The organism is Pedobacter polaris, assembly GCF_005116505.1.
GTDB classification, from domain to species: Bacteria; Bacteroidota; Bacteroidia; order Sphingobacteriales; family Sphingobacteriaceae; genus Pedobacter; species Pedobacter polaris.
Genome location: NZ_SWBR01000001.1, coordinates 1,117,391 through 1,143,219 on the forward strand (window position 1 = coordinate 1,117,391; position 25,829 = coordinate 1,143,219).

Genomic DNA, 25,829 nt, shown 5'->3' on the forward strand with positions numbered 1-25,829 from the left:
GAATATGTTCTGTTATTTCTTAGTATCAGCATAACCAAAAACCTTTTGCAATAAGCCAGTACTTCTAGCACTAATGTTATCTCTAATTTTTAGTTCTTCTTGTGCAACCTGAATAAACATTCCATCAATGGCTTTTTGAGCTACATAAGTAGATAGATCTGTATTTACTGGTCTAACTAAAGGTATTTTGTTATAAGCAGATGCCGCGTCACTCCAATATCTAGTTGCACCAACTTTACTTAGACTTGTAGTAATTACTGGTCTAAATTTTTCCATTAGTTGTGCTGTAGTTACGCGTTTAAAATATTCTGTAGCTGAATTTTTATTGCCTAAAAGAATATTTGTTGCATCCGTTATGGTCATTTGTTTAATAGCAGCTACAAAAATTGGTTTTGCTTCTTTTGCGGCATCTTCTGCAGCACGATTAATACTTAAAATTACATTATCGGCTAGTGAATTTAAGCCCACACTTCGTAGCGTTTTTTCTACTTTTTGTGCTTCCGTTGGAAATAATATTTTAACAGCTAAGTTGCCAAGAAAACCATCTTTTGCCGAAAGTCTATCAGCTCCAGCTGTTGTGCCAAACTCTAAGGCTTGTTTTAAACCCGAGCTAATCTCTAATGTTGTTGGAGTTCCATTAGCTGGAATTTGCTTTAATATGCTACCAATTGCGTTTTGGCTTTGTACATCGCAACTACTTATAAAAACTAGCGCCATTGCACCTAAATATAAACCGATTTTTTTCATCTTATCTTTAAATTTCTGAGAGCATAAATTTGCTTCAGCAATAGTAAGCAAATCTACTGCCACTAATTTTATCTTTTCACATATTTTATCAATCGCAATTCGATTTGCTTGCCCTTATCGGAAAATATTTTTTATACTTGAAGAACATTTAGCCGATTACCCAATTTGAAGTTTATAAAAAACACCTCTAAAATAAATGAGCAAGACGATTTATCGCTCATTGCCGCTTATCAGCAAAGTGGTAATTTGGAAGTGTTGGGTACACTTTACAACAAATACATGCACTTGGTTTTTGGGGTTTGCTTTAATTATTTTAAAGACGAAGAACTAAGTAAAGATGCAGTTATGCAGATTTTTGAAGAATTGGTAGTAAAGCTTAAAGTTCATCAAGTACAAAACTTTAAAAGCTGGCTTCATGTTTTATCTCGAAACCATTGTTTAATGGCTTTAAGGAAAGCTGCAAAAAATCCGACGGTAGCAATGGAAGATAATTTTGTGGAAAATGGAGATTTTGTGCATCTAGATATAGAAGATACAAAAGAGACACAGCTAACCATAATGGAAAAATGCATGGAAACTTTGCCAGAAGAGCAAAGGAAGAGTGTAGATTTATTTTATTTGCAGGAAAAATGTTATAAGGAAGTTGCCGATATAACTGGATATGATATGCTTAAAGTGAAAAGTTATATCCAAAATGGAAAGAGGAATTTGAAAATTTGTATTGAAAAGAACAGTGAGTTATAACGAGTGGTTAGATATAGATGTATTAGAAGATTATCTTGATGGTAAACTTGATGCTAAAGCTATGCACCAAGTAGAAAAACTTTCGCTAGAAGATCCTTTTGTGGCCCAAGCCTTAGAGGGTTTAAGTAAATCGCCGAGACGAAATCAATCTTTATCGCTTTTACAAAAACAATTACAAGAAAGAATAACCCTAAAACCTGTTGAAAAGAAAATATGGGCGATTACTTCGCAACGCTTAAGTATAGCTGCGGCTGCGGCAGTTTTATTTATTGCGGTAAGTATTCTGTTTTGGATGAAAGGAAACAAACGTCAAGAAATGTTAGCATCAAACGAGCCTAAAAAGGTTGATGTTAAAATTGCACCTCAAGTAGCTACTAATAAACAAGAGGCACAACCAATTATTGAAGATAAGGTTTCGGTAGATAAACCATTAGTACCAAAAACTACCATTAAAGATGGGGTGGATAAAGTAAAGGTCATTAAAGAAGCTCCAATAGTTGTCACAAATGAAAAAGCTGTGGTAATAAGCCCCCCGGCTACTGCGGTTGTTACTCGTGAAAAAGTTGTTGCCGAAGAAATGCAAAACGTAGCTTTATTAAAAGGAAAACAACAATCAGAAAGCAAGGCGGCAGTAATGGCATTGCCAAGCAAAGCTGAAGGAATTACCCCAAGTTATTTTACTGGTAAAGTGATTTCAAAAGAGAATGGCCTACCAATTCCGGGGGCAATTGTAAGAGTTTCTGGAGTTGATAGGGGTACTGCCACTGATAGAAATGGGGAGTTTAAAATTGCTTCGGATAGTACCCAGAACCAAAAATTAACTATTGGTTATATTGGCTATGCAACAGCAGAAGTTGGTGCTAAATCTAATCAGCCAATAAATATTTTACTAGAGAATGATAATAAAAGCTTAAAAGAGGTTAGCATTAACCCTGCTTCAAAAGTTGGAGCCACACCATTGGGTGGATGGGACAATTATCAAACCTACCTTAAGGCAAACAATAAGCTTGCAAAAAACACTGTTGATAAACAAGAAGTTGAGCTTGATTTTCAAGTCAGGAAAGATGGCTCAGTAACAGCAATTAAAATCATTAAATCTGCTGGTAAAGAAAATGACAAGGAAGCTATTCGTTTATTAAAAGATGGTCCAAAATGGATTTTCATTTCAAATGAGAAAAATCTAGGCCAATTGAAAATTAAATTCTAACTCGCTATTGCTGTAACTTTGTATAGCTTCTCAAAGTCTATATAAAAAACAGGTTCAATGTACAAAAGTTCAATATTCGAAGAAAAAGATGCTGATAAAGTATTAGCATTTATGCAGGCTCATTCTTTTGTAACTTTAATTGGTTACGATGGAATTTACCCAGTTGCTACTCAAATTCCAGTTCATATTTACCACAATGAACATGAGATTCGGATTGTTGGACATATCATGAAAAAGACAGATCATTATCAAGCATTTGCCAAAAATGAAAACGTATTAGCCCTTTTTACTGGGGCTCATTCTTATATCAGTGCTTCAAGTTATCAAGAACCAGCAGTTGCCTCTACATGGAACTATAGTGCTGTACAGGCAAAAGGAAAAATAAGATTGATGAATGATGATGAAACGAGAGAAGTAATCAAACATTTAACGAATAGCTATGAGGATCCGAGTAAAAGTCCCGCTGCTTTCCATAAGATGACAGATGATTATATTAATAAAAACCTAAAAGCAATATCAGGGTTTGAGATTAGAGTGGAAGAGCTTAATAATGTCTTTAAATTAAGTCAAAATCACCCAAATGCAAACAGAGAAAAAATTGTTGCTAATTTAACTCAGAGCAATGATAAAAACGCTCAAGAAGTAGCAAGGGAAATGAAAGAAATGTTGTAACTTATTACAAACAAAAAAGGAAGGGTTTATGGCCCTTCCTTTCTTATATAAATAGTCTTTCAGTTATAATGAAAAAGCAGATTTTACCTTGTCAACAAAATCTAATTTCTCCCAGGTAAACAATTCAACCGTAACGGTTTTTTCTTCTCCATTAGGAGTCCTAAAAACTTTGGTAACTGTTTCAGGTTTACGTCCCATGTGCCCGTAGGCAGCAGTTTCGCTATAAATCGGATTTCTTAGTTTCAAACGTTGCTCAATAAAGTAAGGACGCATGTCAAAAATAGATTCAACTTTTTTACTGATTTCTCCATCGGTTAATGCAACTTTTGAAGTGCCATAGGTAACAACATTTATAGAAGTTGGTTTTGCTACTCCAATGGCATAAGAAACCTGAACTAAAATTTCATCTGCTACGCCGGCTGCAACTAAGTTTTTTGCAATATGACGCGTCGCATAGGCAGCACTCCTGTCCACTTTACTTGGATCTTTTCCAGAGAAGGCACCACCACCGTGAGCACCTTTTCCGCCGTAGGTATCAACAATAATTTTTCTTCCTGTTAGGCCGGTATCTCCGTGTGGTCCACCAATCACAAATACACCAGTTGGGTTAATGTGGTAAGTAATGTGGTCATTAAATAAATGAGCATATTGGGGATATTTTGCCTTAATCCTCGGAATTAATATGGAGATTAAATCACTTTTAATTTTAACCAACATTTCTTCATTTGCAATATCCTTATCTTCTTTTGAATTAGACAGAGGTTTAACAAAATCATCGTGTTGGGTTGAGATTACAATGGCATCAATTCGTTGAGGCTTATTATCATCAGAATATTCTAAAGTAACTTGAGATTTTGCATCCGGACGTAAATAAGTAATTTCAGCATTTTCTCTCCTCAAATTAGCCAATTCTCTTAATAGCGCATGAGACAAATCAAGAGCTAATGGCATATAGTTTTCAGTCTCGCTAGTTGCATACCCAAACATCATTCCCTGATCTCCGGCACCCTGATCTTCTTTGTTTTTTCTGTCTACACCCTGGTTAATATCCTCAGACTGTTCGTGTATAGCCGATAAAATTCCACAAGAATTAGCTTCAAACATATACTCGCTCTTTGTGTAACCAATCTTTTTGATTACGTCTCTTGCAATCTGTTGAACATCTAAATAAGTTTTAGATTTAACCTCGCCGGCTAAAATAACCTGACCAGTTGTTACCAAAGTTTCGCATGCAACCTTTGATTCTGTATCAAAAGCTAAAAAGTTATCAATTAGTGCGTCTGAAATTTGATCTGCAATTTTATCAGGATGGCCTTCGGATACAGATTCTGATGTAAATAAATACGACATTTTAAATATTTAAATTTATTATAAATTTATGATGTAAAATGTAGACTGATCAAAAATAATAGGCAGTAAAAGGAAGTGTAGTTATGGTTAGCACTTTTTTTTACGTGGTTGCAATCCAGCTATAATTAAATAACTTCGCAAATCAGTCCACTTTAACACTGCAAAATTACTATATATATTATTAATAGTCAAAAAATATCAATTATTTTGTGAAGATCTAATTCTTCAAAAATTGTCAAAAGCAAATATCTTATTTATTATTAACCCTATTTCTGGTGGTAAAAAGAAATTAAAAATACCAGCATTAATAGATTTGTATTTAGATAAAGCAAAGTTCAATGCCAACTTTAGCTATACTGAATATATTGGCCATGCTGCAGAAATTGCAGAAGAAGCCAGCAATAAGAACTTCGATATTATTATCGCAGTGGGAGGAGATGGAACAATAAATGAAATTGCCCCAAAAGTAATGCAGCAAAATAAAGTGCTTGGCATCATTCCATTTGGTTCTGGCAATGGATTGGCAAGGTTTCTAAAAATACCCATGGATACCATAAAAGCAATCCAGCTTATTAACAATTTTAAAATCCAGGTTGTAGATGCTGCAAAACTAAATGAGCGATATTTCTTTAATATGGCTGGTATGGGTTTTGACGCTCATATTAGTTCAGTTTTCGCAGGGAATAAAAGTCGCGGTTTAAGAGGGTACGTAGAAATGGGATTAAAAGAAATGACGTCTTATCTACCTCAGACCTATGAAATTGAGATTGACGGGATTAATTTTACTCGAGAAGCTTACCTAGTAAGCGTTGCAAATTCATCGCAATACGGTAATAATGTACATATCTCTCCAAAATCTTCGTTAATAGATGGCTTATTAGATATATGTATTGTAAAACCTTTTCCATTATACAAATTACCAGTATTAGCTTATCAAATGTTAAGTAAATCAACAGACAGGTCAGACATGGTAGAAATACTAAAGGGTAAAAATATTAAAATAACCAGAGCAAAGGAAGATTCTATCCACCTAGATGGTGAGCCATACTTTATGGGCAAAGCAATAAATATAGAGGTTATCCCTTTGGCCTTAAATATCATTACAAAATAGAATACTGTTGTAGCGCTATGAAAAATACAAAGAAAAAAGTAATTAATGATTTTGGTGGAATAATGTATTCAACCGACCCAGCTTTTACGTATGAAGATCATACACTATCTAGTGATGAAAGCCTACCGAATAATCAACAAGATTTAAGAATAATGCTCGATAGGAAGAACAGAGGGGGTAAAGCAGTTACATTAATTACAGGGTATCAGGGAACTGATGAAAATTTGCAGGTTTTAGCCAAAATGCTAAAAACCAAATGTGGTGTGGGCGGAGCAGCTAAAGATGGTGAAATTTTAATACAAGGTGATTTTAGAGAAAAGGTGTTTCTAATGCTGCAAAAAGAAGGATACAAAGTGAAAAAATCTGGAGGTTAAATTTGATATTAATTAATTGTTTATCAGTTAGTTAAATGATAGTGTATTTGCCACAATAAGTAAATTTTTTACTAAAAAAGCACGTTTTTTGAGTTAATATCTGCTTAGCTTTGTAGCATATTAAACCAAATATATGAGCAATATTAATGTACAGCAGCCTAATTTAAGCTACTTAAATTTGAGTGCTAAAACAGTAAAGTATCAACTTAGTGTATCGGAGTTAGTGGAGGAAGCTTTAAAAAATGGAGAAGGTACCTTAGCAGATAGTGGGGCTTTAGCAATTGATACAGGTAGATTTACAGGCCGTTCTCCAAAAGATCGCTTCATTGTTTGTGATGAAGTAACTGAAAATACGGTTTGGTGGGGAGATGTTAATATCAAAATAGATCCAGCTCATTTCGATTCTTTATTTAAAAAATTAACTACACATTTAAGCTCAAAACAAATTTATGTTCGCGACTCTTATGCGTGTGCAGATGAAAATTATAAAACTACAATTAGAGTAGTTACAGAACATGCTTTTCAAAACCTTTTCGCAAATAACTTATTTTTAAGATTTGAGCAAGAAGATTTACCAGAGCAACCAGAGTGGACAATAATTGCTGCACCATCTTTTTTGGCAGACCCTGAAACAGATGGTACTCGACAGTCAAATTTTTCGATTTTAAATTTCTCAAAGAAAATAATTTTAATTGGAGGAACAGCCTATACAGGCGAGATTAAGAAAGGAATATTTTCAGTTTTAAACTTTATCCTACCAGAACAAAAAAACACTTTATCTATGCATTGCTCTGCCAACGTTGGTAAGGATGGAGATACTGCAGTCTTTTTTGGTTTATCTGGCACAGGAAAAACAACCTTATCAGCTGATCCTAAAAGAGCATTAATTGGTGATGATGAGCATGGGTGGAGTGAAAACTCTGTTTTCAACTTTGAAGGGGGTTGTTATGCAAAGTGTGTAGATCTTACAGCAGAGAAAGAACCTCAGATTTATAATGCTATAAAATTTGGATCACTGCTAGAAAACATAAATTATTTCCCAAATTCACGCAGTGTTGATTTCTCTAATATAGATAAAACAGAGAATACAAGGGTTGCCTATCCTATACATTATATTGCTAATGCTGTAGAACCTTCTGTTGCTGCCGGACCTAAAAACATTTTCTTCCTAACAGCAGATGCATTTGGTGTACTGCCACCTATTTCTAAATTAACTCCTGGTCAAGCAATGTTTCATTTTATATCTGGCTATACTGCAAAAGTTGCAGGTACAGAGGCAGGTGTTACTGAACCACAGTTGACATTTTCTGCTTGTTTCGGCAAGGCTTTCTTGCCTTTACATCCTGCTAAATATGCAAAGCTATTGGGAGAGAAAATGGAAAAGAACAATGTAAATGTTTGGCTAGTTAATACTGGCTGGAGTGGTGGACCTTACGGAATTGGTAATAGAATGAAATTAAGTTATACTAGAGCCATGATTACAGCTGCTCTGGATGGCAGTTTAGCAAAAGAAAATTTCACTGAACACAAAGTTTTTGGTCTTTTGATGCCTAGCAACTGTAAAGATGTACCATCCGAAATATTAAATCCACGTAATACTTGGAAAGATGCCCATAATTATGACAGTAAAGCAAATGAATTAGCAAATGCATTTGTAAACAATTTTAAGCAATTCGAAGATATAGCTGATGAAGAAATATTAAAAGCACTGCCGAAAGTTATAGAAAATGCGATTTAACGTATTTTTTTCGTGTAAAATTTGCTTTTAATTAAATTTTTAGTTTTAATTGCGGAAGATTGTCTAAACAATAGGCAATCTTTTTTAGTTATACACCTATCTCATCAAACAAGTAGAAGTGTTAACGTAACGAATTAATTGTGTAACGATTATTTAATTTGTAATTTAAATCAAAGTTATAAATTTGTTAACGCAACATTTAGTTTGAAGAAACGTTGTGTGTATTACTATATTATTTAAATAAAATTTCTAATTTTAAAACAAGTACTAAAACTAAAAAACTAAAAAAAAATGGCAAACGCACCAAAACCAACAACAGTTAAAAAAGAGAGTTCTACTGCATCTAATTTATTTGCAACTCTTGTAATCCCTATTTGTATCCTAATTGGGATATCACTATTCATCTTTGTATTAGGTAAACCATCTAATTTTCAAATTGATGATTCAATTGCAAAAGCTAACAGTACTGTATCATTAGCTTTCTATAATGATGATACTGCTCACATTTTACCTCATCCAGGAAACTATGGTGGTATGGCTTACAAAGGGGGTTTCATTGTACCAATCCTTATGGGTATGCTTTTAATGGTATTCGTATTCTCTATTGAACGTTTAATTGTTATTGGTAAAGCAACAGGAAAAGGAAGTTTAGATTCTTTCGTTAAAAAAATTCAATCACTTTTAGGTTCTGGTAACATCGCTGCTGCTAACGCAGAATGCGATAAACAAGAAGGTTCAGTTGCAAACGTTATTAAATCAGGCCTTAAAAAATATGCCGAGATGGAAACTGAGCAAAATATGGATACTGACCAAAAATGTTTAGCAATTCAAAAAGATATTGAAGAAGCTACTTCTTTAGAAATGCCAATGTTAGAGCAAAATTTAACAATTATTGCAACTTTAGTATCAGTAGGTACATTAATGGGTTTATTAGGTACAGTAACAGGTATGATCAAGGCGTTTGGTGGTTTAGCTAACTCAGGTGCTCCAGATCAAGCTGCATTAGCAACTGGTATCTCTGAGGCACTTATCAATACAGCTACAGGTATCGGTACTTCAACTTTAGCTATTATCATGTATAATATCTTAACTTCTAAAATAGATAAATTAACTTATGCTATTGATGAAGCAGGTTTCAGCATCATCCAAACTTACGCTAGTACACATAAATAAAAATTATTTTAATTTTTTTTGCCGGCTTTATGGAAAACCGGAAAAATTAACATCATTAATTAAAATATTATAATTTTTATATTATGCCTAGAGTAAAAGTTCCTAGAAAGAGTACCGCAGTAGACATGACCGCAATGTGCGATGTGGCCTTCTTGTTGTTAACTTTCTTTATTTTAACGGCAACTTCACGTCAACCTGATCCTCTGGATGTAAAGATTCCTTCTTCTACTGTTCAGTTTAAAGTGCCGGATAAAGATCTAGCAATATTAACTGTTGGTAAAGGAAAAGTATATCTTGAAATTATTGGACAAGACGTAAAAAAGTTGGCTTTGCAAAAAATGGCTGAATTATATTCTACTAATTTCTCTGAGGCCGAGCTAAAGAGATTTCAAGTAATATCTTCTTTCGGAGTGCCATTTGAAAATTTAAAACAATACATTAACATGAATGGCGACGAGCGCACCAAGTTTGAGGCGCAGTTTAATGGAATTCCAACGGATTCTACAATAAACGGTCAGCTGTTTAGATGGATTGAACAATCTCGTAGAGCTACTGCAGAATTACATCAAATAGATATGCGTGTAAGTATTAAAGGAGATGCCGAAGAAGAATATGCTACTGTTAGAAAAATAGTAGATGTACTTCAAAAGCAAAAAGTTAACAAATTTAGTTTAATTACATCAGCCGAAGCTGCTGCTAAATAAAATATATAAGCCATGGCAGAATTAGATACCTCCAGCGGGGGCGGTAAAGGTGGTAAAGTAAGAAGTAAAAAACAATCTACAAAAGTAGATTTAACAGCGATGGTTGATTTGGCCTTCTTGTTAATTACTTTCTTTATGTTAACCACATCTTTATCTAAACCATTAGCAATGGACATTGCTAAACCCGATAAGGATGAAAAAAATAAAGAGAATAAGCTTGAACTTCGTGCTTCTCAAACAATGACTATTTTATTAGGAAAAAATGATAAAGTAGCATGGTACATGGGAGAGGCTGGAAAATCTCAACCAACTATTGAGGGATTTCAAGGAGTAAGAAAATCTCTTTTGGATAATAAGAAAAAGGTTAAAGAAACAATGGGTAAAGACATCATTGTGATTATTAAACCTGCTCCAGGATCTACTTATAAAAACTTTGTAGATATTATGGACGAGCTTAACATTACCAAAACTAATATCAGTGCTCCAGCAATTGATGACGATCCAACACATTTAATGGATAGTGAGAAAGAAGCAATGATAAGAGCGGGAATTTATAAACAATAACAATTAAAATATTAAGCAATGTTTGGATCTAAAATAGATTTATTTAACAAAGAGTGGCTTGATGTGATATTTGCCAAAAAGAACAAAAATTATGGGGCTTACGAGCTTCGTCAATCTAGTTCTGCAAATACAACCAAATCATTACTTATTGCGTCGGCAATATTTATATTACTTTTCCTAGCGCCAAAGATTTATGCTTTAATCGCAGGGATATTGCCAGAGCCACCTCCTGAAAAGATTGTGGAGGTTGTGATGCAAACGCCACCACCAATTGACCCGGCAGTGAAAACACCACCGCCAGTTGAACCGCCACCACCAAAAGAGGATCAGATTAAATTTCCTCCTCCAATTGTGAAGCCAGACAACGAAGTGCGTGATGAAGAACCACCTAAAATGGAGGATTTGAAAAAAGCGGATCCAGGTCAAAAAACAATTGAAGGTGATCCAACTGCAGACATCGTGCAAATTGCACCTGCTGGAGAAGGACCAAAACAAGCTGTTGCTGTTGAGGATAATACGGTTTACAACTTTGTAAGTATGGAGAATCCACCTACTTATCCAGGTGGTATCGATAAGTTCTATGCTTATTTAGGTGCTAATATCAAATATCCACCAATGGCTGCGGAGAATAACATCCAAGGAAATGTATTCGTTTCTTTCACAGTTGAGAAAGATGGGTCAATTACTGATGCTAAAGTTGATAGAAAACTTGGCTATGGAACTGATGAGGAAGCATTAAGGGTGTTAAGATTAAGTAAAAGATGGAATCCTGGGATGCAAAATGGTAAACCAGTACGTGTAAAGTATAACATTCCAATTAAATTTAATTTACAACAATAGCATATAGATGTTTAGTTTGAAATACTTTAAACAGAAATCGCCTCAACAGCGATTTCTGTTTATTTTAGGGGTTTTCATGATTTTAATTTTTCTGACGTTAGGTATAATGTTAGTATTTTTTAGTGATTTGTTATCATTAGATCCTGAAAAATTTCCTACTAAATATAGAATCGCATTCGCTGTACTTCTTCTAATCTATGCAGGAATTAGATTTGGAAGATTAATTAATCAAAAAGATATACAGTAAATGAGAAATATCACGTTTATTTTAATATTATTTGCATTTATTTCTTGTAAGAGAAAAGCTGATAAAGATAAAATTGAAGAAACTAGAACATCGGGAACAATAGAATTGCTAGTAGATGAATCATTTGCGCGTATATTAGATGACCAGATTGAGGTTTTTAAAAGTGATTACCCCAACGCAAAGATCACAACGGTTTTAGGGAATGAGAATAAAATTTTGCCTACTTTCTTAAATGGAAAGATCAAAATGATAGTTATGTCTCGTATGTTGAAGCCTGAAGAGGAAAATTTTTACAAGCAAAGACAATTTTCTATATTTACGGACAGATTCGCTGTTGATGGAATTGCTTTAATCACAAATGCAGCTAATATTGATACAAATATTACTGTTGAAGCTGTTTTTGACATTATGAAAGGGAAATCTTCCCTAAATAAAAAACTAGTATTTGATAATGCATACTCAAGTACAGTAAGATATTTTATGGATTCTGCGAAAGTAACTACTTTGCCGAAGACAGGTGTTTATACACTGCAAACAAATAATGACGTAATTAAGTACGTTGCAGAGCATAAAGATTACATTGGAGTAGTAGGAATAAATTGGTTACTTGAAAATAATAATGACATTTTGGCGTTTTTGCCGAAAGTTAAGATGATGGGTGTTAAGGGCTTAAAGGGTAAAAAAGGAGATGATTCTTTTTACAAACCATCGCAAAACAACTTGATAAGCGGAATTTACCCTTTACTAAGAAATGTTTATATCATTAATTGTACAGGAAGAGACGGTTTAGGCACAGGATTTGCAAATTGGTTATGTAGCCCTCGTGGTCAGTTAATTGTACTCAAATCAGGACTAGGTCCTCATAAGATGGTATCAAGGGATTTTAACATAAGGAACACGAACTAAAAATTAAATTCAATTAAGGAGAAGAACATTGCTGTTGCAGAACCATTTATAAGGCACAGGAAAAGTTATTTCGATTAAAACAAATGAAGACAATGAAAACGATTAAGAAAGCAATAACCTTAAGTTTAGGTTTAGTAATGATGGGTACTGCCTCATTTGCTCAAAGTTTAGCTGATGCCAAGAAGGCAATAGATGCCGAGCAGTACCAAAAGGCTACTTCAATGCTTAAAACATTAGTTGCTAGCCAAGCAAAAGAAGGTGAAAATTATTTTAACCTTGGAACTGTTTATTTACTTACAGAAGATTTAGATTCTGCTAGGGCTGTTTTTACTAATGGAATTACTGCAGATCCTAAATATGCTTTAAACTATGTTGGTTTAGGTAGAGCAGATCTTCAATCAAATAATGCTGCATCAGCAAAAACTAATTTTGATAAAGCTTTATCTCTAGGTGCTAAAGACTATAATACTTACTTAGCGATAGGTAGAGCATATATTTCTCAAAAAACACCTGATTATGCTGCAGCACTGCCAAATTTAAATAAAGCAGATGAATTAGATTCGAAAGATAAAGATCCTGAAACATTTGTTGCTTTGGGAGATTATTACGCTTTGCAAAAAAAGAATAGTGAAGCTTATAATGTTTATTTAAGAGCTACAGATATCAACCCTGCGCTATATCGCGTTAATGTGCAGATTGGTAAAATGTATAAAGAAGCTTATGCATTTGCAGAAGCAGAAGCGCAATTGAAGAAAGCTATAGCAGGAGATCCTAACTATGGTCCAGCTTATCGTGAATATGCAGAATTACTATTGCAATGGTCTTATCAGGATCCAAAAAATGGTGAGACTAAAAGAGCTGATGCTTTAACTAATATGAGGAAGTATTTAGATTTAACTGATAAATCTTTCGACTCAAGATTACGTTATGCACAATTTTTAGTTTATGCAGGTGATTACGCAACTTTAGAAAAGGAAGTTGCGACTTTAAAGTCTGAAGATAAAAACAACCCCAAAGAATTTGTGGTAATTCGTATGAGAGGTTATTCTGCAATTGAGAATAAAAACTTTCCTCAAGGTGTTCAATACATGAACGAATTATTTGCAAGAACTCAAGATGCGTCTCGTATTATCGGTTTAGATTACCTATACCTAGGTAAAGCATTACAAGGAACTGGAAATGATAGTTTAGCAGTAATTAACATTACTAAAGGGGTTGAGTTAGATTCTACTAAAGTTGAGGATTTGGCAGCAGTAGGTAAAACTTTGTTTGATGCAAAAAAATATGATAAAGCTGCAAATGTTTATAGAAAAGTAATAAAACTTAATTCTAAGAACATTAATATGGCTATGAATAACTTTTTCTTAGGCTTAGCAGATTATTATACTTATGCTTTCGCTGATAGAGATAATAAAAACCCAGATAGATCAATTTTAGTAGAAGCAGATTCTGCCTTTTCAAAAGTTACCCAATTAGCACCTGAATATGAATCGGGATATCTTTATAGAGGTAGAGTTAATAAGTATGTAGATATTAAGGATAACAAAGAGAATTCTAAATTCCTATCTGCACCTTTTTATGAAAAATTTGTAACACTTGTAACTGTTACAAAACCAGAAAAAGCGACTCCTAATGTTAAAAATTTAATCGAATCATACAATTATTTAGGTGCTGCTGCAATTCCTACTGATAAAGAAAAAGCAAAAGAATATTTCAATAAAACTTTAGCTCTTGATCCACAGAATGCTTACGCAACTCAAAGTATACAACAATTAAATGGGCCAGCTACCCCACCTAAAAAAGCTCCAATTAAGAAGTAATAATTCTTAATAATTATAAAAGAGAAGGCAGGGTTTGTAATCCTGCCTTTTTCTTTTAATTTTGCCTAAAATAGTATACATGGAAACCACAAGTACAGCACAAGATTTTTTACCTATTATATTTCAAGTTATTGTAGCACTAGGGTTTGTAGTAGTAACTTTATTTGCTACTCACTTTTTAGGGCCTAAACGTAAAACTAGTGATAAGCTTTCCACCTTTGAAGCAGGTGTTAAAGTGGTAGGTAATGCCCGTCAACCATTTTCTATTAAATATTTTTTGGTCGCTATACTTTTTGTGTTATTTGATGTAGAGGTAATCTTTATGTACCCTTGGGCAGTGAACTTTAGGGAACTGGGATGGAATGGAATTATTGAGATGTTCATTTTTATGGGTACTCTTTTACTTGGTTTTATCTATATCTTAAAGAAAAAAGCGTTAGATTGGAATTAACAAAGTAGTAGCTACCAGTTAAATTTAATAACCGAAAAGAGAAATTGGTTTTATTTAGATTGGTTCTAAATGCTAATAGCTTAATCTAATTGCTTTTAAAAAATTGTAAATTTGTAGCTCATTCTGTATTGTAGGATGAGCATTTTTTTGTTTATAACATGAGTGAAATCAATATAGTAGATGCGCCACCAGGGATAGAAGGCTCAGGCTTTTTTGCCACTTCCTTAGATAAGGTTATTGGTTTGGCACGTTCGCATTCGTTATGGCCCTTGCCATTTGCTACTTCTTGCTGTGGAATTGAATTTATGGCTACCATGGGCTCACATTACGATTTTGGTCGTTTTGGGGCTGAGCGATTAAGTTTTTCTCCCCGTCAGGCAGATCTTTTAATGGTAATGGGTACTATTGCAAAAAAAATGGGGCCTGTTTTAAAACAAGTTTATTTACAAATGGCAGAACCTCGTTGGGTGATAGCTGTTGGTGCTTGTGCATCTAGCGGAGGAATTTTTGACACCTATTCTGTTTTACAAGGCATAGATGAAATTATTCCAGTAGATGTATATGTTCCAGGATGTCCTCCTCGCCCTGAAGCTATTTTAGATGGCTTTGGAAAGATTCAAGAATTGGTTAAAAATGAATCGGGTAGAAGAAGGTATTCAGACCAATATAAACAAATGTTAGCTTCTTACGGAATAGAATAATGGCTAAAGCAACAAATACAGAAATTATTGATTTGCTAGGCGAGAAATTCGGCGAGCAACTTTTTGATGTAACAGAACCTTATGGATTGCTTACTTTTTCTACAACTAAGGATAAAATTGTAAATGTTTTATCTTTCTTAAAAGAGAACGCGAAGATTAATTTTAATTTCTTAACTGATTTAACTGCGGTTCATTATCCAGAAAAGAACCAATTGGCGGTGGTTTATCACTTGCATAGTATGGTTAGCAGAGTAAGGGTTCGCGTAAAGGTTTTTATTCATGAGAATGATGCGACTATTCCAACTGTATCTACTTTGTGGAACTCAGCAAATTGGATGGAAAGAGAAACGTATGATTTTTTCGGGATTAAATTCGAGGGGCATCCTGATTTAAGAAGAATTTTGAATATGGATGAATTAGGTGTATTTCCTATGCTTAAACAATATCCCTTAGAAGATCCAAACAGAGTTGATAAAAAAGACGAATACTTTGGTAGATAAAAACTAATGAAGCACAATCAACCAGTATATACAGATAACGATCCGCAGAATGAATTGGTGACCTTAAATTTAGGTCCAACTCACCCTGCTACGCACGGTGTTTTTCAGAACGTATTGCAATTAGATGGCGAACGCATTGTAAGTGGTGTTTCTACTATAGGATACATACATAGAGCATTTGAAAAAATTGCAGAACATCGGCCATTCTATCAAATCACACCTTTAACAGACCGATTAAACTATTGCTCATCTCCAATTAATAACATGGGATGGCACATGACGGTTGAAAAATTATTGAATATCCAAATTCCTAAACGTGTAGATTACTTAAGGGTAATTATAATGGAATTGGCAAGAATTTCTGATCATATCATTTGCAATACTATTATTGCGCAAGATACTGGAGCAACTACAACTTTCCTTTATTTGTTCCAGTTTAGAGAACATATATATGAGATTTATGAAGAAATTTGTGGAGCTCGTTTAACGACAAATATTGGACGTATTGGTGGTTTGGAAAGAGATTTTAATGACATCGCATTTGCGAAAATCAATAAATTTTTAAAAGAATTTCCAGTTGCTTTAAGAGAATTTGAAAGCTTGTTGAATCGTAACCGTATTTTTATTGACCGTACTGCTGGCGTAGCCGAAGTAACACAAGAAAATGCGTTAAGTTTCGGGTGGACTGGCCCCTTGTTACGTGCAACAGGTGTGGATTATGATGTTCGTGTAAGTGAGCCTTATTCTTCTTATCAAGATTTTGATTTTGAAATTCCTGTTGGTACTAGTGGTGATATTTATGATCGTTATTTGGTACGTAATGAAGAAATGTGGCAAAGTGTAAGAATCATCGAACAAGCTTTAGAGAAATTAAAATCTGAGCCTAAAGGTATTTTCCATGCTGATGTGCCAGAATTTTATTTACCAGGAAAAGAAGAAGTCTATAACAATATGGAAGCATTGATCTATCACTTTAAAATTGTGATGGGTGAAATTGATGCGCCAAAAGCAGAAGTTTACCATGCAGTAGAAGGTGGTAACGGAGAGCTAGGTTTCTATTTAATTAATGATGGTGGTAGAACTCCATATCGTTTACATTTTAGAAGACCAAGTTTTATTAATTATTCAATGTTTGCTAAAATGAGTGAAGGTATGCTGTTATCAGACGCCATCATTAACATGAGTAGCATGAACATTATTGCAGGAGAATTAGATGCTTAAAGTAGAAGAACAACAACCTGTAGAGTTTTCATCAGCTTTGCTTGTCAATTTTGATGAAATTGTAAAACGTTATCCTGCCGGAAAACAAAAATCAGCTTTGCTACCTATTTTACATTTGGTACAAGCAGAATTTGGCTGGACAAGCGTACCTGCAATGGACAAAGTTGCGGAATATTTGAACATTGAACCAATTGAAGTATACGAAGTTGCATCTTTTTACAGTATGTACTTCTTACAACCAAAAGGGAAGTATGTTTTGGAAGTTTGTCGCACTGGTCCTTGTTGCTTGGTGGGAGCAGAAAAAATAATGGGCCATATTGAAAATAAACTTGGTGTTAAAGAAGGTGAAGTTACAGCAGATGGTTTATTTAGTTGGAGAGGTGTAGAATGTTTAGCTGCGTGTGGCTTTGCCCCAGTATTACAAATAGGTCCAGAATATACTTTCTATGAGAACTTAACTGAGCAATCAGTTGATCAATTGATAGACGATTTACGCAATAAATAATGGGACGTAAACTATTACTCGAACATATCAACGTACCTGGCATCAATACGCTAGAGGTTTACCGCCAAAAAGGTGGTTACCGTGCTGTAGAAAAAGCGATAAAAACTTTAACTCCTGATGAAATAGTAGAAGAAGTTAAAAAATCGGGCTTACGAGGCAGAGGTGGTGCAGGTTTCCCTACGGGGATGAAATGGAGCTTTTTGGCAAAACCAGAAGGCGTTCCACGTTATTTAGTATGCAATGCAGATGAATCTGAGCCTGGAACTTTTAAAGACAGGTATTTGATGAATTATATTCCTCATGCGTTAATTGAAGGAATGATTGTTTCAAGTTTCGCTCTTGGTGCAAACACATCATACATTTATGTACGTGGTGAAATGATGCCACAAATCCGCATTCTTGAAAAAGCAATTGCCGAAGCAAAGGCAGCAGGATTTTTAGGACAGAATATTTTAGGCACTGGATATAATCTAGAACTTTACGTTCAACCTGGTGGTGGTGCTTACATTTGCGGCGAAGAAACCGCATTGTTAGAATCATTAGAAGGAAAAAGAGGGAATCCTCGTATTAAACCTCCTTTTCCAGCGATTGCTGGTCTATATGGCTGCCCAACGGTTGTAAATAATGTTGAGTCTATTGCAGCAGTTGTACCTATTATCAATGATGGTGGTGATGAATATGCTAAAATAGGTATCGGTAGAAGTACAGGTACCAAATTAATATCAGCTTCTGGAAACTTAGTTAAACCTGGAGTTTACGAAATTGAATTAGGCTTACCAGTTGAGGAGTTTATTTATTCTGATGAGTATTGTGGTGGTATTGCGAATGGTAAAAGGCTAAAGGCTACAGTAGCTGGAGGTTCTTCGGTACCAATTCTGCCAGCTAATTTAACTTTAAAATATGCAAATGGCGATCCACGATTAATGAGCTATGAATCACTTTCTGAAGGTGGTTTCGCAACAGGAACGATGTTAGGTTCTGGTGGTTTTATAGCCTTTGATGAAGATCAATGTATTGTTAGAAATACTTGGAATTTCGCTCGTTTCTACCATCACGAAAGTTGTGGACAATGTTCTCCTTGTCGCGAGGGAACTGGTTGGTTAGAAAAAGTATTGCATAGATTAGAATACGGACACGGAAAAATGAGTGATATTGACTTGTTAGTTGATGTGTCTAAAAAAATAGAAGGAAATACAATTTGTCCGTTGGGCGATGCGGCGGCTTGGCCAGTTGCAAGTGCAATTAGACATTTTAGAGATGAGTTTGAGTGGCATGTAAAAGAGCCAGTTAAAAGCTTAAGCAGCAATTATGGCTTAGCCAATTATGCAGTTCCTATAGAGAAAAAAGTTGAGGAAGTTAAACAGGATAATCTTTAACCATGAGTGATTTAATGAAAGTTACTATTGATGGTATAACGGTAGAAGTAGCACCGGGTACAAGTATTCTCAATGCCGCTAGGCAAATTGGAGGAGATATTGTACCGCCTGCAATGTGTTATTATTCTAAGTTAGAAGGTAGTGGTGGTAAATGTCGTACTTGCATTGTTAAGGTTAGCAAAGGTTCTGAAAAAGACCCACGTCCTATGCCTAAACTTGTTGCGTCATGCCGTACTACGGTTATGGATGGTATGGAAGTGCAAAATATCACTTCCCCAGAAGTATTAGAGGCAAGAAGTGGTGTAGTAGAGATTTTGTTAATCAATCACCCGTTAGATTGCCCTGTTTGTGACCAAGCAGGTGAATGTGATTTACAAGATTTAAGCTACGAACACGGTTTACAAAAGACGAGATACGAATTTGAACGTCGTACATTCGAAAGAATTGATATTGGTGATAAAATTCAGCTGCACATGAATAGATGCATTTTATGCTATCGTTGTGTCTTTGTAGCAGATCAAATTACCAATAAGCGTGTACACGGGATTTTAAATCGTGGAGACCATTCGGAAATCTCTACTTATATTCAAACGGCAGTTGATAATGATTTCTCTGGAAATGTAATTGACGTTTGTCCTGTAGGTGCTTTAACTGATAAAACGTTTAGGTTTAAAAATAGAGTTTGGTTTACAAAACCTGTTGATGCACACAGAGATTGCAACCACGAAAAGTGTAATGGTAAAGTAACACTTTGGTATAAGGGGGCTGATGTACTACGTGTTACTGCACGTAAAGATCAATTTGGTGAAGTAGAAGAATTTATTTGTAACGAATGCCGATTTGAGAAAAAAGCAACAGCTGATTGGACTATTGAACAACCGACTCATATTTCAGATACTTCGGTAATTTCATCAAATCACTACGAAACTTTTAAACCTTTGCCAGTGATTAAAGAAAATCTTGCTTTGCAGCAAGCTAATAAAGTTGAACTAGAAAAAACCAGTAAATTCTAATGGATATAAATTTTGTAATTGAAAAATTTGCACTGGTAACCATTTTATTTGCCATTAGTTTGGTAATTGCAATGTATTCTACTTATGCAGAGCGAAAAGTGGCAGCTTTTTTACAAGATCGTTTAGGTCCGGATAGAGCTGGCCCGTTTGGTATTTTGCAACCATTAGCTGACGGGTTGAAAATGTTTATGAAGGAAGAAATCATTCCTTCAAATGCAAGTAAATGGTTATTTATGGTCGGCCCTGGTTTGGCAATGCTTTGCGCCTGTATAGGTACAGCAGTTATTCCATGGGGACAAGATTTAACCATTAATGGAAGAGCGGTTCCATTGCAAGTAACAGATATAAATGTTGGTGTACTTTACTTATTTGGAGTAGTATCATTAGGTGTTTATGGTGTTATGATCGGTGGATGGGCCTCTAACAATAAGTATTCATTATTAAGTGCTATTAGAGCTGCTTCTCAGAATATTAGTTATGAAGTTGCAATGGGCCTATCTATTATCGCCCTGCTTTTAATGACTAATACATTAAGCTTAAAAGAAATTGTTGCTCAACAGCATGGGTGGCATTGGAATGTGTTATATCAGCCTTTAGGCTTTATTATTTTTATGGTTTGTTCTTTTGCTGAAACTAACCGTGCACCATTCGATTTACCTGAATGTGAAACTGAGCTAATCGGTGGTTACCATACAGAGTATTCTTCAATGAAATTAGGGTTCTATTTGTTTGCTGAATATATCAATATGTTCGTTTCATCAGCAGTGATGGCAACATTATATTTTGGTGGCTATAATTATCCTTGGATGGATACTGTTGCTGCCCATGTTAGTCCTAATGTGGCAGCGTTAATTGGAACCGGAGTATTATTTATTAAAATATTTGCATTCATCTTTTTCTTCATGTGGGTACGTTGGACAATCCCTCGTTTCCGTTATGATCAATTGATGAATTTAGGTTGGAAAACATTAATTCCACTTGCCATTGCAAATATCATTATTACAGGGATTGTAATCGCTGTTGTAAATAAGTTTTAAGAGAGAGATATGGAATCATTAAGTAACAAGAAAAAAGTACTAGAGCAAAAGCCTCTAAACCTTGCAGAGCGAATGTATTTGCCTGCAATAGTTAAAGGATTGGGTACTACAATGAGCCACTTTTTTAAGAAAAGTTCAACCATCAAATATCCAGAGCAGCAGAGAGAATTTTCTATTAACTGGAGAGGAATGCACTCTTTAAAAAGAGATGAAGAAGGTAAAGAACGCTGTACTGCTTGTGGGTTATGTGCTTTATCATGCCCTGCTGAAGCAATTACCATGATTGCTGCAGAACGTAAGCCAGAAGAGAAAGCCTTGTATCGCGAAGAAAAATACGCTGCTGTATATGAGATCAACATGTTACGTTGCATTTTCTGTGGCTTATGCGAAGAAGCTTGCCCTAAAGAAGCTATTTATTTAGATGGGCCAATTGTGCCATCTGATTATTTACGTAAAGATTTTATTTACGGGAAAGATAAATTAGTTGAAGCTCCTTTGGAGGTAAAATAGTTTGTCATTCTGAGGCACGAAGAATCTAATTTAGAAATGCTTCGACAAGCTCAGCATGACAGTTAATAATAATAACTAAACAAAAAAAATTAATGGGTACATCAGTATTCTATTTCGTAGCAACATTAAGCATCATCTTTTCGCTGATGGTTATCTTTTCGAAGAATCCAATTCATAGCGTTTTATATTTGATTCTTACTTTTTTTACTTTTACTGTTCATTATGTGTTGTTAAACGCGCAGTTTTTAGCGGTTGTAAACTTTATTGTTTACATGGGTGCAATTATGGTTCTATTCCTTTTTGTACTGATGCTATTAAATTTAAATAAAGAAAACGAACCCAATAAAACAGCATTTGTCAAAATTTTAGGTGTAATAGCTGGAGGTTGTTTAATTGTAACTCTTGTTGGTTCCCTTAAAGCAGTTACAATCAATAGTCCATTAGTTTTGCAAAACCCAAATTTAGGTTTAGTTAAAAACTTAGGTAAAGAATTATTCGGGCCATTTATGCTGCCATTTGAACTGTCCTCAATTTTATTGCTTACAGCAATGGTAGGGGCAGTATTGCTAACTAAAAAAGAGGAAAAAACGAATGGATAATTTAACTCAAACCATGCAGGCAGTTCCACTTAACCATTACATCTGGTTATGTGCAATTATTTTTACTATAGGGGTAATTGGTGTACTAACGCGTAGAAATGCAATTGTAATTTTTATGTCGGTAGAGTTAATGTTAAACTCTGTGAATTTGTTACTAACAGCTTTTTCTGTTCACCACAACGATCCTTCAGGACAAGTTTTTGTGTTTTTTATTATGGCATTGGCAGCTGCTGAAGTAGCGGTAGGACTAGCAATTATTGTAATGGTTTACAGAAATACGCAGTCAATAGATATTAATGTGTTAAATCGCCTTAAGTGGTAATTATATAGAAGATGATAAATAGTTTACTTTGGTTAATTCCTTTGCTTCCGCTTATAGGCTTTGTAATTAATGGCCTAGGCAGAAATACATTTAGCAAAAACCTAATTGGTTTAATTGGAAGTGGCGTTATATTGGCTTCTTTTGTATTAAGCGTTGCCTTGTTTTTTGAGCTAAGTGCAAGCACACAAAAGCACTTTCCTGTTAATCTTTTTGATTGGATTAGTGCTGGTAATTTACATATTCCACTTTCATTTCTATATGATCCATTAAGTGCGATTATGCTCTTAATCATTACGGGGGTGGGGTTCTTGATCCATATTTATTCAATTGGATACATGCACGAAGATGCTGGTTTTGGTAAATTCTTTAGTTATTTAAACCTATTTATCTTCTTCATGTTGATCTTGGTTTTAGGCTCAAACTACATTGTAATGTTTATCGGTTGGGAAGGAGTAGGCTTATGCTCTTATCTATTAATTGGTTTTTGGTATACCAATAGTAATTATGCAAGTGCAGCTAAAAAAGCATTTGTAATGAATAGAATTGGAGATTTAGGATTCCTTTTAGGCGTTTTCTTAATCTTCAATACATTTGGAAGTGTGGAATTTGCTAAAGTATTCCCACAAGCTGCATCAATGATGCCTGGAGCAGGCCCAATTACTTTAATTACGATTTTGTTATTTATAGGCGCCTGTGGTAAATCCGCACAATTGCCATTATTTACTTGGTTGCCAGACGCAATGGCTGGTCCAACGCCAGTTTCTGCGTTAATACATGCCGCAACAATGGTAACTGCTGGTATTTATATGATTGCCCGTTCTAGCACATTATTTGATCTAGCGCCTACAGCTCAGGATATTATTGCAATTATTGGAACAGCTACTGCGTTAATGGCAGCTATTATTGCATTAACGCAAACAGATATTAAAAAAGTACTAGCATATTCAACGGTATCACAATTGGGATACATGTTTTTAGGTTTAGGTGTTGGCGCCTATACAGGTTCATTCTTCCATGTGTTAACACATGCATTTTTTAAGGCATTGTTGTTCTTAGGAGCTGGATCTGTGATTCATGCCATGCACCACGAACAAGATATGCGCCATATGGGTGGACTGAAATCTAAATTGAAAGTTACTTTTGCGACCATGATGATTGGTACAATTGCAATTGCAGGCCTACCTCCATTTTCTGGTTTCTTCTCTAAAGACGAAATTTTAGCACATGCTTACCAATACAATAAAGTACTTTGGGCAATCGGGTTGTTCACTGCATTTTTAACGGCTTTTTATATGTTTAGAATGATGTATTTAACGTTCTTTGGTAAATATCGTGGAACGCATCATTCAGAAGAACATATTCATGAATCTCCTAAAACCATGACTTTCCCTTTAATCGTCTTAGCGGTTTTAGCAGCAATCGGTGGAGTTATTAATATCCCTCATGTTTTTGGTGGTAATGAATGGCTGGCACATTGGTTATCTGGAGCAGGTATTGCACAACATGAATTAATACTAGATCATACTACAGAATTTGCATTAATGGGTGTTTCAGTATTAGCCGCAGTAATTGCAACTGTTTATGCTTATACTAAATATGTTAAAAATGCACATGTGCCAGTGGCAGATGAAGGCAAGCGTTCGTTGTTGGCCAAAATCTCTTATAATAAGTTTTATTTAGATGAAATTTATGACGCTATCATTAGAAAGCCATTAGATGCTTTTTCTAAATTTTTCTATCGCATTATTGATAAAAAATTAATTGATGGTTTAGTAAATGGATTAGGCTGGACAGCAAATGAAGGTAGTAAAGGATTACGGTTACTACAATCAGGTAATGTTGGTTTTTATATTTTTATGATGGTATTCGGTATCGTCGCTTTGTTATTGTATACTTATTTATCTATCGCTTAATTCGGTTCAACACATATAAATGGAACTTTTAATACTCATATTTTTACCGCTAGCAGGAGCAATTGTCACCTCTTTTATAAAAGGTGGGGCTGCTAAAATAAGTGCTTTAGGATTTGCACTTTTATCGCTTTGCGTTACGATTGGATTATTGGCGCAATTTACTCCAGATGCAACTACACAGTTTGCTGTAAATTATCCTTGGATACAACAATTAGGCATTAATTTCCATGCAGGTATTGATGGAATTAGTATGATTACGGTAATTTTAACCAATGTGTTGGTGCCGTTAATTATACTGTCAACTTTTAAACATGAATATAAAAATGCTGGTATTTTTTACGCATTGATTTTATTTATGCAAAGTGGGTTACTGCTGGTATTTACTGCTTTAGATGGCTTCTTATTTTATATTGGATGGGAAGCAGCTTTAATTCCTATTTATTTCATTTGCGCAATTTGGGGAGGTAAGGATCGTATTAAAGTAAACATGAAGTTTTTTGTTTACACTATTGCTGGTTCACTTTTCATGCTGTTAGGGATTATCTATTTGTATCTACAGAATCCTGCGAAAAATTTCGACATCAATGCATTTTATGCTTTAAACTTAGATTCATATCAACAAGGTTGGATATTTTGGGCATTTTTTATTGCATTTGCGATCAAAATGCCAATATTTCCTTTCCACACTTGGCAACCAGATACCTATACAGAAGCTCCTGCGCCAGGAACCATGTTATTATCAGGAATTATGTTAAAAATGGGTATTTATGGTGTAATCAGATGGTTATTGCCAATCGTACCTCAAGGTGTCAACGATTGGATTTGTGTTGCGATGATCCTTTCAGTTATCGGAATTGTCTATGCGTCACTTATTGCATTTACACAAAAAGATGCGAAGCGTTTGGTTGCATATTCTTCTATTGGTCACGTTGGACTTATTGCTGCAGGTATTTTCACTTTAAATACTCAAGGCATGCAGGGTGTAATGGTGCAGATGTTAAGTCATGGAATTAATGTAGTTGGTTTATTCTTCGTGTTAGATATCATATCATCTCGTTTAAAAACCAATAAGATTGATGAATTAGGTGGTTTAGCTAAGGTAGCCCCACAATTGGCAATCGTTTTCTTAATTATAGTTTTGGGAACCGTAGCCTTACCAGGAACAAATGGTTTCATAGGCGAATTTCTATTGTTATATAGTGTTTACGATTATAATGCATGGCTTGGTGCAATTGCAGGGCTTACCATTATCTTCGGAGCAGTTTATATGCTAAGAATGTATCAAAAAGTGATGTTGGGTACAACTAATGATTTAACAATAACTTTTACAGATATAAAAGGAACAGAAAAAGTGGTATTGTATACCATTTGCGTATTGATAGTAGCTATGGGAGTTTATCCTAAGCCAATTTTGAATTTATCAGAAGCTTCAGTACAACATTTATTAGAACAAGTAAATCAAAAATTAACAGGGGTAAACTAGA

27 protein-coding genes are annotated in these 25,829 nt (G+C 34.7%); 25 read left to right on the forward strand and 2 right to left on the reverse strand.

The window, feature by feature from the left end; translation table 11 throughout:
* Window positions 1–12: 12 nt before the first annotated feature.
* A complete protein-coding gene (locus FA048_RS04960; protein ID WP_136839094.1) occupies window positions 13–747 on the reverse strand; it encodes a DUF4197 domain-containing protein in 735 nt (244 codons plus the stop codon).
* Between the two features lie 165 nt (window positions 748–912).
* Here FA048_RS04960 and FA048_RS04965 point away from each other — a divergent pair, with 165 nt between their 5' ends.
* The 3 genes from FA048_RS04965 to FA048_RS04975 are packed head-to-tail and all read left to right on the forward strand — an operon-like array spanning window position 913 to window position 3,370.
* Window positions 913–1,491: an RNA polymerase sigma factor gene (locus tag FA048_RS04965; protein ID WP_136839095.1), complete on the forward strand. Its 579-nt coding sequence runs from the start codon at window positions 913–915 to the stop codon at window positions 1,489–1,491.
* Window positions 1,469–2,698 (forward strand): carboxypeptidase-like regulatory domain-containing protein, encoded by a 1,230-nt coding sequence (locus tag FA048_RS04970; RefSeq protein WP_136839096.1) that lies wholly within the window; start codon window positions 1,469–1,471, stop codon window positions 2,696–2,698. Before FA048_RS04965 ends, FA048_RS04970 begins: the two co-directional genes overlap by 23 nt.
* 57 nt (window positions 2,699–2,755) lie before the next feature.
* On the forward strand, window positions 2,756–3,370 hold the full coding sequence (locus FA048_RS04975; RefSeq protein ID WP_136839097.1) for an FMN-binding negative transcriptional regulator: 615 nt from the start codon (window positions 2,756–2,758) through the stop codon (window positions 3,368–3,370).
* Window positions 3,371–3,433: 63 nt separating this feature from the next.
* On the opposite strand, the gene metK is transcribed toward FA048_RS04975, so the two are convergent.
* Complete coding sequence (gene metK / locus FA048_RS04980) at window positions 3,434–4,720, reverse strand: methionine adenosyltransferase (RefSeq protein WP_136839098.1); 1,287 nt, start codon at window positions 4,718–4,720, stop codon at window positions 3,434–3,436.
* Between the two features lie 232 nt (window positions 4,721–4,952).
* On the opposite strand from metK, the gene FA048_RS04985 reads away from it, so the two are divergent.
* The 22 genes from FA048_RS04985 to FA048_RS05095 all read left to right on the forward strand — a co-directional run bounded on the left by FA048_RS04985 (window position 4,953) and on the right by FA048_RS05095 (window position 25,828).
* Window positions 4,953–5,831, forward strand: a complete 879-nt coding sequence (locus FA048_RS04985) for a diacylglycerol/lipid kinase family protein (RefSeq protein WP_136839099.1) — start codon at window positions 4,953–4,955, stop codon at window positions 5,829–5,831.
* Between the two features lie 17 nt (window positions 5,832–5,848).
* Window positions 5,849–6,205: a translation initiation factor gene (locus FA048_RS04990; RefSeq protein ID WP_136839100.1), complete on the forward strand. Its 357-nt coding sequence runs from the start codon at window positions 5,849–5,851 to the stop codon at window positions 6,203–6,205.
* 133 nt (window positions 6,206–6,338) lie between these two features.
* On the forward strand, window positions 6,339–7,943 hold the full coding sequence (pckA, locus tag FA048_RS04995; RefSeq protein WP_136839101.1) for a phosphoenolpyruvate carboxykinase (ATP): 1,605 nt from the start codon (window positions 6,339–6,341) through the stop codon (window positions 7,941–7,943).
* 291 nt (window positions 7,944–8,234) lie between these two features.
* Entirely contained in the window at window positions 8,235–9,116 is an 882-nt protein-coding gene (locus tag FA048_RS05000; RefSeq protein ID WP_136839102.1) for a MotA/TolQ/ExbB proton channel family protein, read from the forward strand.
* 83 nt (window positions 9,117–9,199) lie between these two features.
* Window positions 9,200–9,820 (forward strand): ExbD/TolR family protein, encoded by a 621-nt coding sequence (locus FA048_RS05005; protein ID WP_136839103.1) that lies wholly within the window; start codon window positions 9,200–9,202, stop codon window positions 9,818–9,820.
* A gap of 12 nt (window positions 9,821–9,832) precedes the next feature.
* Complete coding sequence (locus FA048_RS05010; RefSeq protein WP_136839104.1) at window positions 9,833–10,384, forward strand: ExbD/TolR family protein; 552 nt, start codon at window positions 9,833–9,835, stop codon at window positions 10,382–10,384.
* Window positions 10,385–10,402: 18 nt separating this feature from the next.
* Entirely contained in the window at window positions 10,403–11,224 is an 822-nt protein-coding gene (locus tag FA048_RS05015) for an energy transducer TonB (RefSeq protein WP_136839105.1), read from the forward strand.
* A 247-nt stretch (window positions 11,225–11,471) separates the two neighbouring features.
* Entirely contained in the window at window positions 11,472–12,377 is a 906-nt protein-coding gene (locus tag FA048_RS05025; protein ID WP_136839107.1) for a PstS family phosphate ABC transporter substrate-binding protein, read from the forward strand.
* 92 nt (window positions 12,378–12,469) lie between these two features.
* Complete coding sequence (locus tag FA048_RS05030) at window positions 12,470–14,197, forward strand: tetratricopeptide repeat protein (protein WP_136839108.1); 1,728 nt, start codon at window positions 12,470–12,472, stop codon at window positions 14,195–14,197.
* A gap of 79 nt (window positions 14,198–14,276) precedes the next feature.
* The gene (locus FA048_RS05035; RefSeq protein WP_136839109.1) at window positions 14,277–14,648 is read left to right on the forward strand and encodes an NADH-quinone oxidoreductase subunit A; all 372 of its coding nucleotides are present in this window, start codon (window positions 14,277–14,279) and stop codon (window positions 14,646–14,648) included.
* Between the two features lie 158 nt (window positions 14,649–14,806).
* Window positions 14,807–15,349 carry an NADH-quinone oxidoreductase subunit B gene (locus FA048_RS05040; protein ID WP_131551933.1) on the forward strand — a complete coding sequence of 181 codons (543 nt, stop codon included), beginning with the start codon at window positions 14,807–14,809 and terminating at the stop codon, window positions 15,347–15,349.
* Complete coding sequence (locus FA048_RS05045) at window positions 15,349–15,849, forward strand: NADH-quinone oxidoreductase subunit C (protein WP_136839110.1); 501 nt, start codon at window positions 15,349–15,351, stop codon at window positions 15,847–15,849. Before FA048_RS05040 ends, FA048_RS05045 begins: the two co-directional genes overlap by 1 nt.
* Window positions 15,850–15,855: 6 nt before the next feature.
* A complete protein-coding gene (locus FA048_RS05050) occupies window positions 15,856–17,070 on the forward strand; it encodes an NADH-quinone oxidoreductase subunit D (protein WP_136839111.1) in 1,215 nt (404 codons plus the stop codon).
* Window positions 17,063–17,575, forward strand: a complete 513-nt coding sequence (locus FA048_RS05055; protein WP_136839112.1) for an NADH-quinone oxidoreductase subunit NuoE family protein — start codon at window positions 17,063–17,065, stop codon at window positions 17,573–17,575. The genes FA048_RS05050 and FA048_RS05055 overlap by 8 nt, the downstream gene beginning before the upstream one ends.
* A complete protein-coding gene (gene nuoF / locus FA048_RS05060) occupies window positions 17,575–18,951 on the forward strand; it encodes an NADH-quinone oxidoreductase subunit NuoF (RefSeq protein WP_136839113.1) in 1,377 nt (458 codons plus the stop codon). Before FA048_RS05055 ends, nuoF begins: the two co-directional genes overlap by 1 nt.
* A 2-nt stretch (window positions 18,952–18,953) precedes the next feature.
* Complete coding sequence (locus tag FA048_RS05065) at window positions 18,954–19,964, forward strand: 2Fe-2S iron-sulfur cluster-binding protein (protein WP_136839114.1); 1,011 nt, start codon at window positions 18,954–18,956, stop codon at window positions 19,962–19,964.
* Window positions 19,964–21,001 (forward strand): NADH-quinone oxidoreductase subunit NuoH, encoded by a 1,038-nt coding sequence (gene nuoH, locus FA048_RS05070; RefSeq protein WP_136839115.1) that lies wholly within the window; start codon window positions 19,964–19,966, stop codon window positions 20,999–21,001. The genes FA048_RS05065 and nuoH overlap by 1 nt, the downstream gene beginning before the upstream one ends.
* A 9-nt stretch (window positions 21,002–21,010) precedes the next feature.
* Window positions 21,011–21,511: a NuoI/complex I 23 kDa subunit family protein gene (locus tag FA048_RS05075; RefSeq protein WP_136839116.1), complete on the forward strand. Its 501-nt coding sequence runs from the start codon at window positions 21,011–21,013 to the stop codon at window positions 21,509–21,511.
* A gap of 92 nt (window positions 21,512–21,603) precedes the next feature.
* Window positions 21,604–22,110, forward strand: a complete 507-nt coding sequence (locus FA048_RS05080; protein WP_136839117.1) for an NADH-quinone oxidoreductase subunit J family protein — start codon at window positions 21,604–21,606, stop codon at window positions 22,108–22,110.
* A complete protein-coding gene (gene nuoK, locus FA048_RS05085) occupies window positions 22,103–22,432 on the forward strand; it encodes an NADH-quinone oxidoreductase subunit NuoK (RefSeq protein ID WP_136839118.1) in 330 nt (109 codons plus the stop codon). Before FA048_RS05080 ends, nuoK begins: the two co-directional genes overlap by 8 nt.
* A gap of 11 nt (window positions 22,433–22,443) precedes the next feature.
* On the forward strand, window positions 22,444–24,345 hold the full coding sequence (nuoL, locus tag FA048_RS05090; RefSeq protein ID WP_136839119.1) for an NADH-quinone oxidoreductase subunit L: 1,902 nt from the start codon (window positions 22,444–22,446) through the stop codon (window positions 24,343–24,345).
* A 19-nt stretch (window positions 24,346–24,364) separates the two neighbouring features.
* Window positions 24,365–25,828, forward strand: coding sequence for a complex I subunit 4 family protein (locus FA048_RS05095; RefSeq protein ID WP_136839120.1), 1,464 nt, complete (start codon window positions 24,365–24,367; stop codon window positions 25,826–25,828).
* Window position 25,829 lies beyond the last annotated feature (1 nt).

Coding starts and splice junctions, on each gene's coding strand:
- FA048_RS05005 (WP_136839103.1), top strand. CDS start 9,200: ATGCCTAGAGTAAAAGTTCCTAGAAAGAGTACCGCAGTAGACATGACC.
- FA048_RS05095 (WP_136839120.1), top strand. CDS start 24,365: ATGGAACTTTTAATACTCATATTTTTACCGCTAGCAGGAGCAATTGTC.
- FA048_RS05015 (WP_136839105.1), top strand. CDS start 10,403: ATGTTTGGATCTAAAATAGATTTATTTAACAAAGAGTGGCTTGATGTG.
- FA048_RS05040 (WP_131551933.1), top strand. CDS start 14,807: ATGAGTGAAATCAATATAGTAGATGCGCCACCAGGGATAGAAGGCTCA.
- FA048_RS05045 (WP_136839110.1), top strand. CDS start 15,349: ATGGCTAAAGCAACAAATACAGAAATTATTGATTTGCTAGGCGAGAAA.
- FA048_RS05050 (WP_136839111.1), top strand. CDS start 15,856: ATGAAGCACAATCAACCAGTATATACAGATAACGATCCGCAGAATGAA.
- FA048_RS05010 (WP_136839104.1), top strand. CDS start 9,833: ATGGCAGAATTAGATACCTCCAGCGGGGGCGGTAAAGGTGGTAAAGTA.
- FA048_RS05035 (WP_136839109.1), top strand. CDS start 14,277: ATGGAAACCACAAGTACAGCACAAGATTTTTTACCTATTATATTTCAA.
- nuoK (WP_136839118.1), top strand. CDS start 22,103: ATGGATAATTTAACTCAAACCATGCAGGCAGTTCCACTTAACCATTAC.
- FA048_RS05065 (WP_136839114.1), top strand. CDS start 18,954: ATGAGTGATTTAATGAAAGTTACTATTGATGGTATAACGGTAGAAGTA.
- pckA (WP_136839101.1), top strand. CDS start 6,339: ATGAGCAATATTAATGTACAGCAGCCTAATTTAAGCTACTTAAATTTG.
- nuoF (WP_136839113.1), top strand. CDS start 17,575: ATGGGACGTAAACTATTACTCGAACATATCAACGTACCTGGCATCAAT.
- FA048_RS04975 (WP_136839097.1), top strand. CDS start 2,756: ATGTACAAAAGTTCAATATTCGAAGAAAAAGATGCTGATAAAGTATTA.
- FA048_RS05030 (WP_136839108.1), top strand. CDS start 12,470: ATGAAAACGATTAAGAAAGCAATAACCTTAAGTTTAGGTTTAGTAATG.
- FA048_RS05025 (WP_136839107.1), top strand. CDS start 11,472: ATGAGAAATATCACGTTTATTTTAATATTATTTGCATTTATTTCTTGT.
- FA048_RS04990 (WP_136839100.1), top strand. CDS start 5,849: ATGAAAAATACAAAGAAAAAAGTAATTAATGATTTTGGTGGAATAATG.
- FA048_RS05000 (WP_136839102.1), top strand. CDS start 8,235: ATGGCAAACGCACCAAAACCAACAACAGTTAAAAAAGAGAGTTCTACT.
- FA048_RS04960 (WP_136839094.1), bottom strand. CDS start 747: ATGAAAAAAATCGGTTTATATTTAGGTGCAATGGCGCTAGTTTTTATA.
- FA048_RS05080 (WP_136839117.1), top strand. CDS start 21,604: ATGGGTACATCAGTATTCTATTTCGTAGCAACATTAAGCATCATCTTT.
- FA048_RS05055 (WP_136839112.1), top strand. CDS start 17,063: ATGCTTAAAGTAGAAGAACAACAACCTGTAGAGTTTTCATCAGCTTTG.
- metK (WP_136839098.1), bottom strand. CDS start 4,720: ATGTCGTATTTATTTACATCAGAATCTGTATCCGAAGGCCATCCTGAT.
- FA048_RS05075 (WP_136839116.1), top strand. CDS start 21,011: ATGGAATCATTAAGTAACAAGAAAAAAGTACTAGAGCAAAAGCCTCTA.
- nuoH (WP_136839115.1), top strand. CDS start 19,964: ATGGATATAAATTTTGTAATTGAAAAATTTGCACTGGTAACCATTTTA.
- nuoL (WP_136839119.1), top strand. CDS start 22,444: ATGATAAATAGTTTACTTTGGTTAATTCCTTTGCTTCCGCTTATAGGC.